12 protein-coding genes are annotated in these 14106 nt (G+C 49.3%); 9 read left to right on the plus strand and 3 right to left on the minus strand.

The window, feature by feature from the left end:
* The first annotated feature begins 17 nt into the window (after positions 1–17).
* Genes J2Z65_RS28280 through J2Z65_RS28300 form a run of 5 tightly spaced genes read left to right on the plus strand, consistent with a single transcriptional unit; the run spans position 18 to position 5828 of the window.
* Entirely contained in the window at positions 18–1466 is a 1449-nt protein-coding gene (locus J2Z65_RS28280; protein ID WP_167068442.1) for a sulfatase family protein, read from the plus strand.
* Positions 1460–2455 (plus strand): Gfo/Idh/MocA family protein, encoded by a 996-nt coding sequence (locus J2Z65_RS28285; protein ID WP_167068439.1) that lies wholly within the window; start codon positions 1460–1462, stop codon positions 2453–2455. The genes J2Z65_RS28280 and J2Z65_RS28285 overlap by 7 nt, the downstream gene beginning before the upstream one ends.
* Positions 2456–2479: 24 nt before the next feature.
* A complete protein-coding gene (gene cysC, locus J2Z65_RS28290; RefSeq protein ID WP_167068436.1) occupies positions 2480–3019 on the plus strand; it encodes an adenylyl-sulfate kinase in 540 nt (179 codons plus the stop codon).
* Positions 3016–4407, plus strand: coding sequence for a sulfatase family protein (locus J2Z65_RS28295; RefSeq protein ID WP_167068433.1), 1392 nt, complete (start codon positions 3016–3018; stop codon positions 4405–4407). The genes cysC and J2Z65_RS28295 overlap by 4 nt, the downstream gene beginning before the upstream one ends.
* Positions 4408–4412: 5 nt before the next feature.
* Entirely contained in the window at positions 4413–5828 is a 1416-nt protein-coding gene (locus J2Z65_RS28300; protein ID WP_167068430.1) for a sulfatase-like hydrolase/transferase, read from the plus strand.
* 140 nt (positions 5829–5968) lie between these two features.
* Here J2Z65_RS28300 and J2Z65_RS28305 read toward each other — a convergent pair whose 3' ends face one another.
* A complete protein-coding gene (locus tag J2Z65_RS28305) occupies positions 5969–6901 on the minus strand; it encodes an NHL repeat-containing protein (RefSeq protein ID WP_167068427.1) in 933 nt (310 codons plus the stop codon).
* A gap of 185 nt (positions 6902–7086) precedes the next feature.
* Here J2Z65_RS28305 and J2Z65_RS28310 point away from each other — a divergent pair, with 185 nt between their 5' ends.
* Together J2Z65_RS28310 and J2Z65_RS28315 are read left to right on the plus strand one after the other, a co-directional pair.
* Entirely contained in the window at positions 7087–7899 is an 813-nt protein-coding gene (locus J2Z65_RS28310; protein ID WP_167068424.1) for a phytanoyl-CoA dioxygenase family protein, read from the plus strand.
* 69 nt (positions 7900–7968) lie between these two features.
* Positions 7969–8700: an aminoglycoside adenylyltransferase domain-containing protein gene (locus tag J2Z65_RS28315; protein ID WP_167068421.1), complete on the plus strand. Its 732-nt coding sequence runs from the start codon at positions 7969–7971 to the stop codon at positions 8698–8700.
* 52 nt (positions 8701–8752) lie between these two features.
* On the opposite strand, the gene J2Z65_RS28320 is transcribed toward J2Z65_RS28315, so the two are convergent.
* Positions 8753–10477: a sigma-54 interaction domain-containing protein gene (locus J2Z65_RS28320; protein ID WP_167068418.1), complete on the minus strand. Its 1725-nt coding sequence runs from the start codon at positions 10475–10477 to the stop codon at positions 8753–8755.
* 232 nt (positions 10478–10709) lie between these two features.
* Here J2Z65_RS28320 and J2Z65_RS28325 point away from each other — a divergent pair, with 232 nt between their 5' ends.
* Positions 10710–11624, plus strand: a complete 915-nt coding sequence (locus J2Z65_RS28325) for a proline dehydrogenase family protein (RefSeq protein ID WP_167068416.1) — start codon at positions 10710–10712, stop codon at positions 11622–11624.
* A 27-nt stretch (positions 11625–11651) separates the two neighbouring features.
* The gene (gene pruA, locus J2Z65_RS28330; RefSeq protein ID WP_167068413.1) at positions 11652–13220 is read left to right on the plus strand and encodes an L-glutamate gamma-semialdehyde dehydrogenase; all 1569 of its coding nucleotides are present in this window, start codon (positions 11652–11654) and stop codon (positions 13218–13220) included.
* Between the two features lie 262 nt (positions 13221–13482).
* Here pruA and J2Z65_RS28335 read toward each other — a convergent pair.
* The coding region (locus J2Z65_RS28335) for an IS3 family transposase (RefSeq protein ID WP_209856188.1) at positions 13483–14106 on the minus strand (624 nt) is incomplete at its 5' end.

Below are 14106 nucleotides of genomic sequence, written 5' to 3' on the forward strand. Positions count from 1 at the left end.
GAGAAGGAGCTGTTCCCATGACATCTAAATTGCCGAATTTACTTCTGCTAGGTATAGATAGTTTGCGCCGTGATCATATGAGCGGTTACGGTTACCACCGCCTGACGACGCCGCATATTGATCAGTATAGTCAGGGGGGCGTGCTGTTTGAGCAGCATTTTTCACCCAGCATTCCGACGACTCCGGGCTATGCTTCCATGCTTACGGGGATGGACTGCTTCGGGACGGACGTTGTTGCGCTGCGTCATGGCGGACCCGTTGGCGAGCACGTAAAAATGCTTTCCGAGCTGCTGGAGGAGAATGGCTACAATACGACATGCATCGGGTTCACAGGCAACCCATCTGCACGCGGCTTTCAGAAGTACATTGACTTCGAAGGCTGGGGACCTGACGAGACCGGCCGAAGCCCGAAGGCGGATAACCTGAACCGTGTCGCGATCCCGGAGATGAAGCGCCTTACGGAGGAGGGCAAGCCATTTTTCCTCTTTTTGCGCCACATGGATCCTCATTCGCCTTATTTGCCGCCCAAGCCGTTTGAACGGATGTTTTATGACGGCGATGAGTGTGATCCCGACAATCACTCTTTGGATGAACTTTATGCTTTTAAACCGTTTGCCGATTATTTCAGTTCCTGGTTCCCAGAAGGATGTACGGACAGCAAGTATATCGATGCGCAGTATGATGGCGCGATTGCCTATATGGATGCCGGCATTCAATCGATTTTCACGGCGCTGGAAACACTGGGTATCGAAGATGAAACACTTGTGGTCATTACGTCCGATCATGGCGAGACTTTAAATGAACATGACTGCTACTATGACCATCATGGTCTTTATGAAACAAATTTGAGAATTCCTTTGATTCTTCGGTATCCGGGCAAGCTGCCGGCAGGAAAGCGCGTAGCCAGTTCCTCTCAAATTAAAGACGTGATGCCGACTATTGTTGAGCTTCTTGGCATTCCTTGTGACATCGCTTTCGACGGACGCAGCTTGATTCCGCTGGTCAAAGGCGAGGAGCGGGTGCCGGAAAGTGAAATGTATATTACAGAGTGCACATGGATGCGTAAACACGGCTGGCGGACCCCGGAGTGGAAACTGATCGTGGCGCTAGAGCCGGATCTGCATTTCAAGCCTCCGGTGGAGCTGTATAATTTGGTGCGTGATCCTGAGGAACTGCATAACCTTATCGATGAAGAGCCGGAAGTAGCGGCTCATCTCATGAATCGGTTAAATGCGCATATCGCGAAGCGGGAGCAAGAAACAGGGCGCGAGAATCCGATCTATACGAATTTGAATTGGCATGGGATGGGCTGCGGTCCGTTCAAGACCTCGCAGCAGGCTTTTGATTCCATGCATATCGGTTCGCCGAGAACGGCACGATCGCTGCAAACGAAAGAGAAAGAAGTTGAGGCAGTGGCAGCTAGTGAGAGTGAAGCTGAAGAAGTGGAAGCTGACTCGACATGCTGAGGGTAGCGGTTGTCGGAGTCAATCACATCGGACGCATACACTGCCGCTGCTACAAGGAGCATCCGGAAAGCGAACTTGTCGCGATCTGCGATTTGAACCAAACGCTCGCGGATTCGGTTGCTGCGCAGTTTGGCGTGAAAGCCTACTATGACCTGGATACAATGCTCGAAGCCGAAAAGCTCGATATCATAAGCGTGGCTACCGGTGGAATCGAAAATGGCTCTCATCATCGAGAGCCTGTTATGAAAGCCATTGCGGCTGGGAAAGACGTTCTCGTCGAGAAGCCGATTTCGAACTCATTGGAAGAAGCCAGACAAATGGTTCAGTTTGCCAAGGAAAAGGGCGTTCGCTTGGCCTGCAATCTCAATCACCGTTTCACGCCTGCTGCGAAGAAGGCGAAGCAGTGGATGGCGAATGGAGATATCGGCAACCCGCTTTTTGTGAACATGAAGCTGACGATCGGCAATCCGAATGAATCCAGTCCTTGGATCCATTTGCGCGCGCTGCACCCGCATTCATTCGATGTGATGCGCTATTTTGCAGGAGAAGTTCGCCGTGTTCAAGCTTTTCTGACGAAGGCTCCGGGCCGTACGGTCTGGTCAACGGCTTCCATTAACTTAGAGTTTGCCTCCGGCGCTGTAGGACATTTGTTGGGAAGTTACGATATGTTCGGCATTCACCCGATTGAGGCTTGTGAGGTGGCAGGCGACCAAGGCAGATTTGTTCTGGATAATGTGTACGAATCCCTCACGTATTATCCGCACCGTCAGGAGGATTTGCGGGTATACCGAAATTCAATCATGGGCGGCATGCGAGGGTTCGATGATACGTTTCGTCTGCGACTCGATGCCTTTCTCCAGGAAGTGAAGGAGGGAGTCCCTCCTGATCAAATCGCAGCCTCAGGCGAGGATGCCCTAGCTGTCCAAGAAATTATTGAAGCTGCTATCCGCTCTCATCTAGCGAATGGTGCTGTTATTCCTATTTCCTAAAGACCGATCCGAAGGAGGAAGGTTATGAGTATACATGGAGAGGTACTGTGGTTCACCGGTCTCTCAGGATCAGGCAAATCAACGACGGCTCGTGCCTTGGTTGAGCCACTTCGCGAAAGCGGCAGGAAAGTAGAACTGCTCGATGGAGACGAGCTAAGGCAGACGATTTCCCAGGGGCTGGGCTTTACCCGGGAGGATCGGATCACGAATATTAAGCGGATCGTGTTTCTTTGCAAGCTGCTGTCGCGCAACGGCGTTACCGTCATCGTATCTGCGATCACGCCATATGAAGAAATGAGAGAGCACGCTCGTGCCGAGCTGCCCGGATATGTAGAAATTTTCGTGGATTGCCCGCTTGAAGTGTGCGAACGCCGCGATGTGAAAGGACTTTACGCCAAGGCCAGAAACGCCGAAATTAAGCAATTTACAGGCATTGGAGATCCTTACGAAATGCCAGAGCAGCCTGACATCGTCATTCGTACGCAAATGGATGAGGTGGAGAGTAATGTTGCTCTAATCATGGATTACATGACGACGAAAACGGGACGGAGTGAGGCCGTATGAACATCGTTTTTATCTCAATGGACACGATGCGCGCCTCACGTCTCGGCTGTTATGGCTATGAGAAGCCGACATCGCCCTATATGGATCAAATAGCGGAGCAAGGCGTTTTATTCGAACGTGCTTATGCGGCTGACATTCCAACGGAAGTGGCGCATACGGGGATTTTTACTGGCAAGGTAGGCCTTCGAACGGGGGTTGTTTCCCATGGTTCACCTCTCACGCAGCTGCCGAAGAAAGAGTCATGGCTTCCGTCACTTCTACAAAACCACGGCTTCACGACAGCTGCCGTCGATAATTTGTATCAATTAAAGGAATGGTTCGCCAGAGGCTACCGCTACTACATCAATTCGGTTCAAAAGACGCGCAGCATCGACGGCAAATCCGTCAATGAGCTTGCTTTCAAGTGGATTCGCGAGCACAAAGAGGATGATTTCTTTTTGTTCCTGCACTACTGGGATCCACATACGCCTTATCAGCCGCCGGCAAGCTATGTACCCGCTTTCTATGATAAGAGCCGCGATCCTTACGATCCGGCGAATCGCAGTATGCACGCCGCATATAATCATGCGGCTTATCCGTTTTTTAAGCATCATCATTATGACTTGCTGGGCCCGGTTACGGATGCTGCCTATGTCAATGCTCTATATGATGCGGAGGTTCGTTATCTCGATGATCGCCTGCGCGACCTCGATGAGCTTCTCAAGGCAGAAGGGCTTTACGAGGACACCTTGCTGATTTTATTCGGCGATCATGGAGAGAGCTTGACGGAGCATGACATTTATTGGGATCATTGCGGTCTATATGAAGCCTCGGTTCAAGTCCCAATGATCATGAGATGGCCTGGGCGAATACCTGAGGGACGCAGAGTCAAGGGCCTAGTCCAGCAAGTTGACATGATGCCGACGATTTTGGAAGCAGCCGGCATATTGACGCCGGCAAACATCGACGGACGAAGCTTGTGGCCGAGTATTCGGGGAGAATCGGAGGGGACGCATGACGCAATTTATTTAAGCGAGTGCGCTTGGCAGGCGAGCAGAGGGGTCGTGACGAAGGATTATAAATTTATTCGTACGCTTGATGCGGGGCCGTTTGTCCGTCCGCCGAGGGAATTATACGATTTGCGCGTGGACCCGGATGAAACCGTGAATATCGCGGAAAGCTCTACGGCTGTAGCGGATGAGCTCGCTTATCAGTTGGATGAGTGGACGGAGAAGATGCTGAATGGGCGGGGAGATCCGATGCTGACACAGATTGAAGCGGGGCTTCCTTTTCGCAATCGTATCCACGAGATATTGCTGCAATATGGCCTAACATGGGATGAATGGATACAAGATCCTAGGCGGGACCGATTCGATGAAGCTTCAGCAGCCAGGCATGCGGGGAGGTAATCATCGTGGCGAAGAGGGCCCAGAAGCCTAATATACTCATCATTATGGTGGATCAGCTGCGGTATGACTGTCTCGGCTATAGCGGGCTTGCCCCTGTATTGACGCCTCATCTCGATAAGCTTGCTTCCGAAGGCATGTGGTTCGAGCATGCCTATAATCATATCCCCGTGTGCGGTCCGGCGAGGCAATCCTTCGTTTGCGGCAGACGCCCTGAATCCTTCGGCGGATTGTGGAACTTCTCCTTGGGCATGCAGGTCGGTGCGCTAGAGCCCACGAGCTATTCGTGGGCTCGTACTTTGCAAGAGGCGGGATACGTGAATGGTTACATCGGAAAATGGGATGTGCATCCGACGTACGACCCGACTCACTATGGGTATGACGTATTTGTCTCAAGCGATGGGAAATACCGGGAGTGGCTGAAGGAGAATCATCCGGAACTTACTTATACGAGCGGCTACTTTGGCGAAACAGACCCATTGCCGCTCCAGGATACCCGCACCCATCAGACAGCCGAAATGGTGAGAGCACTGATGAAGCAATTGTCCGAGTCGTGCGGTGAATCACCTTGGCAGCTTCGGGTTAATTTCCAAGAGCCGCATCTGCCTTGCCGACCGGCTGCGGAGTTTGCTGCGATGTATACACCTGAGAACATCCCCGAATGGGGGAGCTTTCGCGAAACGTTCGCGAATAAGCCTTATATTCAAGAGCAGCAGCTCAGGAATTGGCAGATCGAGAAGTACGACTGGGCGGATTGGGCGCCTGTTGTCGCTCGTTATTATGCAATCATTTCACAATTAGATGATGCGATTGGAAAGCTGCTGGCGGAGTTGGATGCTTTGGAGAGGAGCCATGACACGGTTGTTATATTTACAACGGATCATGGCGACATGTGCGGCGGGCACAGGATGCTGGATAAACACTATGTCCTGTACGAGGACGTCGTGAAGGTTCCTCTCATCATTCGGTGGCCTGGTGTGATTGCAGCTGGCAGCCGCTGTGAGCAATTTGTGCAAACCTTATTGGATCTTCCTCCGACCCTGTTGGCAATCACCGGGTCAGACCCGCCGGTTGACCATCGGCTTCACGGGGAATCCTTGCTGCCGCTGCTGCTCGGCGCCGAGCCTTCCGAATGGCGCGATGAAGTTGTCGCCTCCTACAATGGCGGGCAATTCGGCCTCTACACGCAGCGAATGATTCGCACTAGAGAGTGGAAATATGTCTGGAATTGTACGGATGTCGACGAGCTCTACGATATGACGCATGATCCTCATGAGCTTCATAACGCGATTCATCATCCGGCAAATAAGCGTATTGTCGCAGAACTGCGCAAGCGTCTGTATGATATTTTGCATAAGGATGGTGATGGCATCGTGCAAAATGCGTGGATGCGCGACCAGCTGCTGGAGGGGCGGAAGGGGTAAGTGCGCCGCGGGCTCGCATGACATAAGTGCTCGCGCTTGCTGCAGTAGCGTCATCTCCAACGATATAAAACATCGTTGGAAGCCCCGCGCAGCACGCCAGTCCCAGCATAAAAAAACAGGAGCCAACCGGCTCCTGTTTTTTATCGCTGCCTTACTAACTTCGTCACCCGGCCGTCGGAAATCCATTCTGCCAAATAGACGTTGCCTTGGGAATCTACACATACCCCGTGCGGAGAGCTGAAGCGGTCCGGACGGTAATAGCTTTTGGGAAGATTAGGCCAGCCCTGCTGTTTGTAGGCTTGTTGATCTTCGCCTAAGTGTGTGATCAAACGGTCATTTTTGTCCAAAATGGTCACCCGGCTATGGAGATCTGGGAGATAGACTTCATCGCCGAAGAAGTAAAAAGAACAAGGAAGATCCAGATTATGCTCAACGAAACGTAGGTGCTCGCCTTCTAAAGTAAAGACTTGAATACGGTTATTATTGCGGTCAGCTATGTACAATTCGGGTACTTCTCCGCGAAGATTGACGGATATGCCATGAGGCTGGGAAAGCTTACCCGGCTCGGAGCCCGGTCCACCCCACGAGCGGATGTATGTACCCTCAGCGTTGTAGTGATGGACGTAAGATTGCCCATAGCCATCGGAAACATAAATGTCCCCGTTAGGAGCGACACAAACGTCTGTTGGCACATATTTGCGCTCAGCATTGTACAAATCAGGACGATCTGGCGGTGTGATCCGCAGCAGCACTTCCCCTGATAAAGTTGTTTTGACGATCATCGCGCGCTTGGTATCTGCAAAATAAAGATACTGCTGGCCATCCGGATCGCGATGTAAATAGAAACCATGCGCACCGCCTTCAAACTCGCTGCCCCACGATGTCAGGAATGTGCCGTCCTTGTCAAATACAATGACGGAATCTTTGCCAGTGTGATGGACATAAACACGATCCTCATCGTCTACACAAATCCCATGTGTATAACCATATTGGATCCCTGCCGGTAGTTGGCCCCAACCTTCTTCCACGGCATAAAGATGTGAAGCGTTTCCAATGATAAGCTGCTCAGACATATGAAACCTCCTTAGTGGTTGACAAGCTACTTTATCATCATACACCATGCGTTCACAAAATAGGTGTGATAATTTTTAAAGTTGTATTTTTCTGTGAAAAGTGCAATTTCAGGTTGGAAATATCTAACGACGGGAAAGCTTGATGACCGTACAATAAAGATATACCAAGCGAGGGGGAATCAATCATGCTATCACAAGAGCTCATCAAACAATTCGATGAATTGGGATTTCTTAAAGGCGATGTCGTTTTATCCGATGATGAAGTGGAAACACTCCGTGAAGAACTGGAAAATGTGATGGAGGGGAAATCTGTCAAAAAGCCAATTCTTAACCGAAATATGCTTGATAACTCCCATTATGGGATGACGATAACGAAGAAGGAAACCGTCGTTCAGATCGTGAATATTTGGATGGCAAGCGACGTGTATTTACAGCATGCAGCCAATCGAAGAATATGCGAAGAAGTTGCGCAGCTGTGCCGGACAGATACGCTTCGGATTTGGCACGATCAGATTCAATACAAACCGCCTGTCTTGGGAGGACCGACACACTGGCATCAGGACCATCCGCTATGGCCTGTCATTCAGCCGGCAGATCTTATCAGCGCATGGGTAGCTTTGGATGATGCCGTGATTGAAAATGGCTGCATGTGGATGGTGCCCGGCAGCCATAAATGGGGCAATCATCAGAAATATTTAAGCTCGAACGACGAATTCATGCCGGTCCACAAACAGCCGGATTTGCTGCCTGAAGGGGCGAAAGTGGAAGCGGTTCCTTTTGAAATTAAAAAAGGCCAGGTCGGCTACCACCATAGTTTGACATGGCATGGCAGTCCGAACAACCGCTCAGAATTAAAACGCAGGGCGATAGCAGTTCACTATATGCCTGGACATACGTACTATGCACCGACAGGCGGTCACCCGATGGAGCCCCATATTCATGTGGCACCGGGGGAAATTATGTCCGGAGAGAGTTTCCCGGCTGTCTATCAGAAATAGCCCTTCGTTTCGAAAGGGGATAGATCCATTCACAATCCGAATCCTACGCCTTATCCCGATATAAACGAAATGCTGGCGCAGCTGCTGCGTGGTATCCATCGTGTACTCAATCAGGACGTTGTTGGCGTATACGTTCACGGTTCTCTAGCACTGGGAGATTTCAATCCCGAATCGAGCGATATCGATTTTCTCGTTGTTACCCGGCATGAACTCCCCATAGAGCGGCTTCCGGCCTTGGATCAGATGCATGCTGAATTACGAGACCGGGGCTTCAAATGGGCCGTTAAAATGGAAGGCTCTTATATTTCGCAGGCTTTGCTGAGACGCTACGATTCTGATCAGTGCTGGCATCCTGCATTGCGATGCGACGGAAGCTTCGGTGTCGACGGACATGCGAGCGATTGGATCATTCAGCGCGCTATCATTCGTGAGCACGGCATTGTACTGAGCGGTCCTTCCCCGGCTGCGTTGATTGATCCTGTTGCACCTGCTGAGCTCATTAAAGCTGCGCAAGGGATATTAAAGGAATGGTGGAGCCCTTTGTTGCAAGATGCATCACGGCTCGCAACGAGTGAATATCAAGTCTATGCCGTTCTTACGATGTGCAGGTGCTTGTACACGATTGAGAAGGGTCTTGTCGTCTCGAAGCCTGCTGCTGCTAAGTGGATGTTAAACACCCGCGGGAACGAGTGGGAAGCACTGATCCGGCAAGCCATGGCATGGCGGATGGGAGATAAGTTGAACACAATCGATGAAACGCTGGCTTTTGTCCGATACACGCTTGAGCAAGCGGGTAAATAGTGAAAAGTCCCTTTTCCATCTGAAATTGGAAGGGGGACTTTTACTTGTTGCTTTATTCCATTTGATATTCTTTCATTTTGTTATACAGTGTGCCGCGGGAGATACCGAGAAGCTTTGCGGCAGCGCTTTTGTTCCCTGCTGTTTTGGCCAGCGCTTCTTCGATCAGCGTGATTTCTTCTTCGTCCGTTACTTTAGCTTTCAGCAAAATCGCGGTGGAATCACCCTCCTGAACAGATAGACTAGGCAGTCCTTCCTGTAAAACGGACGGCAGGTGTTCAAGCAGGATCATGTCATCATCACTGAGGATGACGCAGCGCTCGATGACATTTTTTAATTCTTGGATATTTCCGGGCCATGCATAATTCGTAAGTGCCAAAATGACCTCCGGCGAGAGCGCAGGGACCGGCTTTTGATACTGCAAGGAAAATTGTTTGAGATACATATGGACCATGGCAGGAATGTCTTCCGTTCGATCGCGTAAAGGCGGAATTCGGATGGAAATAACATTGAGTGCATAGTACAGATCAGAGCGGAACTCAGATGCAGCCAGCTTAGCGGCCAAATCCTGCTTAGTAGCAATAATAATTCGTGTGCGCACACGGATAGGTTGGCTTCCGCCCGAGCGGGTAATTGTTTGCTGCGTAATATAGTGGTAGAGCTTGGCTTGCAGCTCCAGAGGAAGTTTTTCCACTTCATTAATAAATAAAGTGCCGTCTTTGGCTTGCTCCAGCTTGCCGGCTTGCCCTGTTTCACTTCCTGTAAAGGCGCCGCCTTGATAGCCGAATAATTCAGCTTCAAGCAACCCAGTAGGGACAATGCCGCAATTGACTGTCAAAAATGGATGCTCGGATCGCGAGCTTGATTGATGAATAATATGAGCCAACTGCTCTTTTCCGACACCCGATTCTCCGATTAGGAGGACGGGTGTTTCTGTTGCGGCAACTTTTTTGGCCCATTGGATCACTTTGCCGATTGCAGGACCTTTGCCTTTGATCAAAGTAAATAAATCGTCAGTTTGCTCTTTATAAGGAAGCCCGAACGAGTCCGTAGCCGTTAATTGCTCATTTAATCGTACCAGCTGCGTTATATCCTGCTCAGTCGCAATGCCACCAATGATGTATCCCTCTGTGTCACGGATCGGCGAAGCGTTAATGAGGACATGCGTATCCGGCCGCGGACGGTGATATGTATTTCGAATCAGACGGCCTTCGTCCAAAATTTTAAGCACCATCAGTGTTTCTACATCAAAGTGCTCCCCAATGCGCTTTCCTAAGATGTCTTCGCTTGGAAGCTGATAAAGTTCTTCCGCAACCGAATTCCAGCAGATCACAGCGCCGCCGCGATCAACGACGGTGACAGCATCCGTGACGGTATCTGCAAGAGAAGTGAAATAGGATGACCACTTTTGCTGTTCGGCTTCGGTGGCATGGAGCAGGGCCGATAAGGTGGAGTATCCCCGAATGTTCCCTTCTTTATCCTTGATCAAAAGAGGCCGGTTCGTCGTCACGGGCAGCAATTGAGCGAAGGAATGGGGATCGTCGAGTTGAACCGAAGCTGCTAAGAAGAATGTGCTTTTCTCCAGCAAGGCTTGAATATGCAAGTGGGGGAGAGCTGGTAGCAGACTGGCGTCCTCTGGTGTAAACAAACAGGTCTGACCTGTCCAATGGGCGATAACGGCCGTATTTTTATTTAAATGTGAAGATACTTCTTCAAGTGTTGTTTTGATAGAAACGGTTACTATCGCGGTGTTTAACGGAAAGTGTTCATTTTTGAACATAGTCGACCTCATTTGTGTAGCATTCATTTGCTATAAATTTACCATGAACCTAAAAGTGATTCAACACGTTCGGAGAGGACGGCGAGTATGATAGTAGTATAGACAGTATTCTATGTTCAAATACATGAAAAATATACACATAAACAAATAGTGTTCAAAATATAAATTATAGTGTACAATGAAATCATGAATTAAACACTATTGTACAAATTCCTTTGGAGGAATAACACAAATGGAAATTATGATGAGGAACATGTTTCAATCTTTAGGGAAGAGCCGCACGGCGAATCGCTTGGCGAAAAAGTACGGTCTACGTTTTGGCGCCGCGCGTTTTGTTGCCGGAGAAACGATTCAGCAATCCATCGATGCGGTACGCGGACTAAATCAGGATGGTCGTGTTGCGACACTTGATCATTTGGGCGAGTTTGTTTTCAGTGAAGCGGAAGCACTGGAATCCGCGGATATGTGCATTCAAACACTTGATGCAATTGCCAAGTCAGGCGTCATCTCCAATCTATCTCTTAAAATGACGTCACTTGGTTTAGATATAAGCAGAGATTTATGTGTGAGCAATATGAGACGCATTCTTGACCGCGCTCGTATGCATGGTAATTTTGTCCGGATTGATATGGAGGACTACGCGCATTGCCAAATTTCGTTGGACATTTACCGCGAGCTTCGTAAAGACTACGACAATGTTGGTATCGTCATTCAAGCGTATTTATTCCGTACGATGCAGGATATAGACGACTTGCATGAACTCGGCGCCAATTTGCGACTTGTAAAAGGAGCTTACAAGGAATCTCCACAGGTAGCTTTTCCGGAAAAGAGTGCAGTCGATGAAAATTATAAAAAAATCATTCGAAAACATCTGCTAAACGGCCATTATACGGCGATTGCCAGTCATGATGAAGCGATTATCAACTTCACCAAAGATTTTGCTAAGAAAAATAATATTTCAGGCGCTCAGTTTGAGTTTCAGATGCTGTACGGCATTTGTGAAGAATTGCAGAAGCAGCTAGTGAAGGAAGGCTACCGGGTCCGTATTTATGTCCCTTACGGTGTGGATTGGTTCGGTTATTTTATGAGAAGGCTAGCAGAGCGTCCAGCCAATGTCTGGTTTGTTCTTAAAAATATGTTTAAATAAGCTTCCCATTCGGAGAGGAGAAATGACATGACAACATTTACAAAAGTAAGCCCATACGCGAACGAGCCATTTACCGATTTTAACCTTGAGGAAAATAAAAAGGCTATGCAAGCGGCGATCTCTAAAGTGAAAAATGAACTGGGCCGCGAATACCCGCTCTACATCGGCGCGGAAAAAGTAACGACAGAAGCTAAGATTACGTCAATTAACCCTGGAAATGTGGACGAAGTAATCGGTTATGTGAGCAAAGCCGACCAGCCGCTAGCTGAAAAAGCGATGGGGGTTGCCCTTGAAACATTTGAGACTTGGAAAAAGGTTCCGGCAAGAGAGCGTGCGGAGTATTTGTTTAAAGCAGCAGCCTTGATGCGCGCTCGCAAGCATGAATTTTCAGCTCTTATGCTGCTCGAATCCGGCAAAAACTACGTCGAAGCCGATGTTGATACGGCAGAAGCCATTGATTTCATCGAGTTCTATGCACGTGAGATGATTCGTTTGAGCGAAATTAATGAGACGCAGCCGTTAGCAAAAATTCCTGGTGAAAATAATCAACTTACGTATATCCCATTAGGCGTTGGCGTGATCATTCCCCCATGGAATTTCCCACTCGCCATCTGCGTAGGAATGACAATGGCGGCAGTCGTCTCCGGTAACACTGTCTTGCTTAAGCCGGCATCCACGACTCCGGTTATCGCGCACAAATTCGTAGCATTAATGGAAGAAGTGGGTCTGCCTGCTGGCGTCATCAACTTTATTCCGGGCAGCGGTGCGGAAGTAGGGGACTATTTAACGACTCATCCGAAAACGCGATTTATCTCTTTCACAGGGTCCAAAGAGGTTGGTTTGCGCATTAACAAGCTTGCGGCAGATACCGTACCTGGGCAAATTTGGATTAAACGCGTCATTGCGGAAATGGGCGGAAAAGACGGCATCGTGGTGGACGAAACGGCTGATCTTTCTGCAGCTGCCGCGGCAATTGTGGCTTCTGCCTTCGGTTTCCAAGGGCAAAAATGTTCCGCGGGCTCTCGTGCAATTATCGTTGAGTCTGTGTATGACGAGGTGGTAGAGCAAGTAGTTGCCTTGACGAACCAGTTGCAAAGCGGCTTGCCTGAGCTTAACTATGCCGCGGGTCCTGTCATCGATCAAACCTCTTATGACCGTATTCTTGATTATATCGAAGTCGGAAAAAGCGAAGGAACGCTTCTGGCAGGAGGCGGAAAAGCTGAAGGCAACGGCTACTATATTCAGCCTACAGTATTCGGTGACGTGAGCGGCAAAGCGCGCATCATGCAGGAAGAAATTTTTGGGCCGGTTCTGGCCATCGCCAAAGCGAAGGATTGGAAAGAAGCGATCGCGATGTACAACGATACCGAATTCGGTTTGACAGGTTCGTACTTCTCCACGAATGAAGACCGCATTTCCGAGGCTCTTGATACCGTACATTGCGGCAACTTGTACATTAACCGTAAATGTACAGGAGCATTGGTCGGCGTACATCCATTCGGCGGTTTCAATATGTCGGGGACGGATTCCAAAGCAGGAGGCTACGATTACCTGCTGCTGTTCACACAAGCCAAGCTGACATCTCGCAAGGTATAAGGATTATGAAGAAAGGCGGACGATTTGTCCGTCTTTTTTTGCGTTTTAGCGAGGGGAATGTGGATCAACCCTCAAATTATTGATTTACCCAACTCGCCAGCCTCGCGCGCGTGCTGAGGGAACTACAGGGCGCTATTTCTTCGGAAATCGCTCCTTTGCCCAATTATCGGTTTGACCCCCTAATTCCGGAGAGTTACCAGTGTAAGAAACAGTAACCTTAGAATTACGTTAATTTGCGTTTGTTTCCGCTCGTTTCCTCCATTTAGACAGCTCGGATGTACTTAGCTAGCTGTGTTGAGCTGGTACTTGCCCATTGCATAAAGGCTGCTGGGGATCGTTTACCAAGACTGTGGTGCATCCGGCGATGGTTGTAAAAATTCATGTACGCTTCAACGGCTTCGTATGCTTCCTTGAAGGTGGAAAAATCCTCTTTGGTTAATAATTCTCGCTCCAGCGAAGCATGAAAGGATTCAATGTAAGCATTCATATTTGGCGTTTTTGGCGGTATCCGCTCATGCGTAATCTTCTCTGCCTCGCAAAGCTCGCCGAAAGCCTTGCTGACGAATTGAGGCCCGTTGTCCGTACGTATGATGGGCTTTGCCTCATCACCCGTTAAACGTTCGCGTAATGCGGTTTTCACGGTTTCGCAGACTTGCTTCGCGTCGCAGCTCGAACCCATGTGGTAACCGACGATGCTGCGGTCATACACATCGATGATGTCAGCAATGTAGAAGAACTGGTCGTAGCCTGCAATGTAGCCGTATTTAATATCTAACTGCCAGAGTTGGTTCGAATGCGTAATGGTGTGGTTGCGAGCAAGTTTCCGCGGATAATGGACCTTCTTTCGCCGCTGCGGATGAAGGATCCCTAGCTTCTTGCAGAGTCG

Origin of the sequence: Paenibacillus aceris, from assembly GCF_017874035.1 — a bacterium.
Lineage (GTDB): Bacteria > Bacillota > Bacilli > Paenibacillales > NBRC-103111 > Paenibacillus_E > Paenibacillus_E aceris.

Coding starts and splice junctions, on each gene's coding strand:
- cysC (WP_167068436.1), top strand. CDS start 2,480: ATGAGTATACATGGAGAGGTACTGTGGTTCACCGGTCTCTCAGGATCA.
- J2Z65_RS28325 (WP_167068416.1), top strand. CDS start 10,710: ATGGAAATTATGATGAGGAACATGTTTCAATCTTTAGGGAAGAGCCGC.
- pruA (WP_167068413.1), top strand. CDS start 11,652: ATGACAACATTTACAAAAGTAAGCCCATACGCGAACGAGCCATTTACC.
- J2Z65_RS28295 (WP_167068433.1), top strand. CDS start 3,016: ATGAACATCGTTTTTATCTCAATGGACACGATGCGCGCCTCACGTCTC.
- J2Z65_RS28305 (WP_167068427.1), bottom strand. CDS start 6,901: ATGTCTGAGCAGCTTATCATTGGAAACGCTTCACATCTTTATGCCGTG.
- J2Z65_RS28315 (WP_167068421.1), top strand. CDS start 7,969: ATGCTGGCGCAGCTGCTGCGTGGTATCCATCGTGTACTCAATCAGGAC.
- J2Z65_RS28310 (WP_167068424.1), top strand. CDS start 7,087: ATGCTATCACAAGAGCTCATCAAACAATTCGATGAATTGGGATTTCTT.
- J2Z65_RS28280 (WP_167068442.1), top strand. CDS start 18: ATGACATCTAAATTGCCGAATTTACTTCTGCTAGGTATAGATAGTTTG.
- J2Z65_RS28285 (WP_167068439.1), top strand. CDS start 1,460: ATGCTGAGGGTAGCGGTTGTCGGAGTCAATCACATCGGACGCATACAC.
- J2Z65_RS28320 (WP_167068418.1), bottom strand. CDS start 10,477: ATGTTCAAAAATGAACACTTTCCGTTAAACACCGCGATAGTAACCGTT.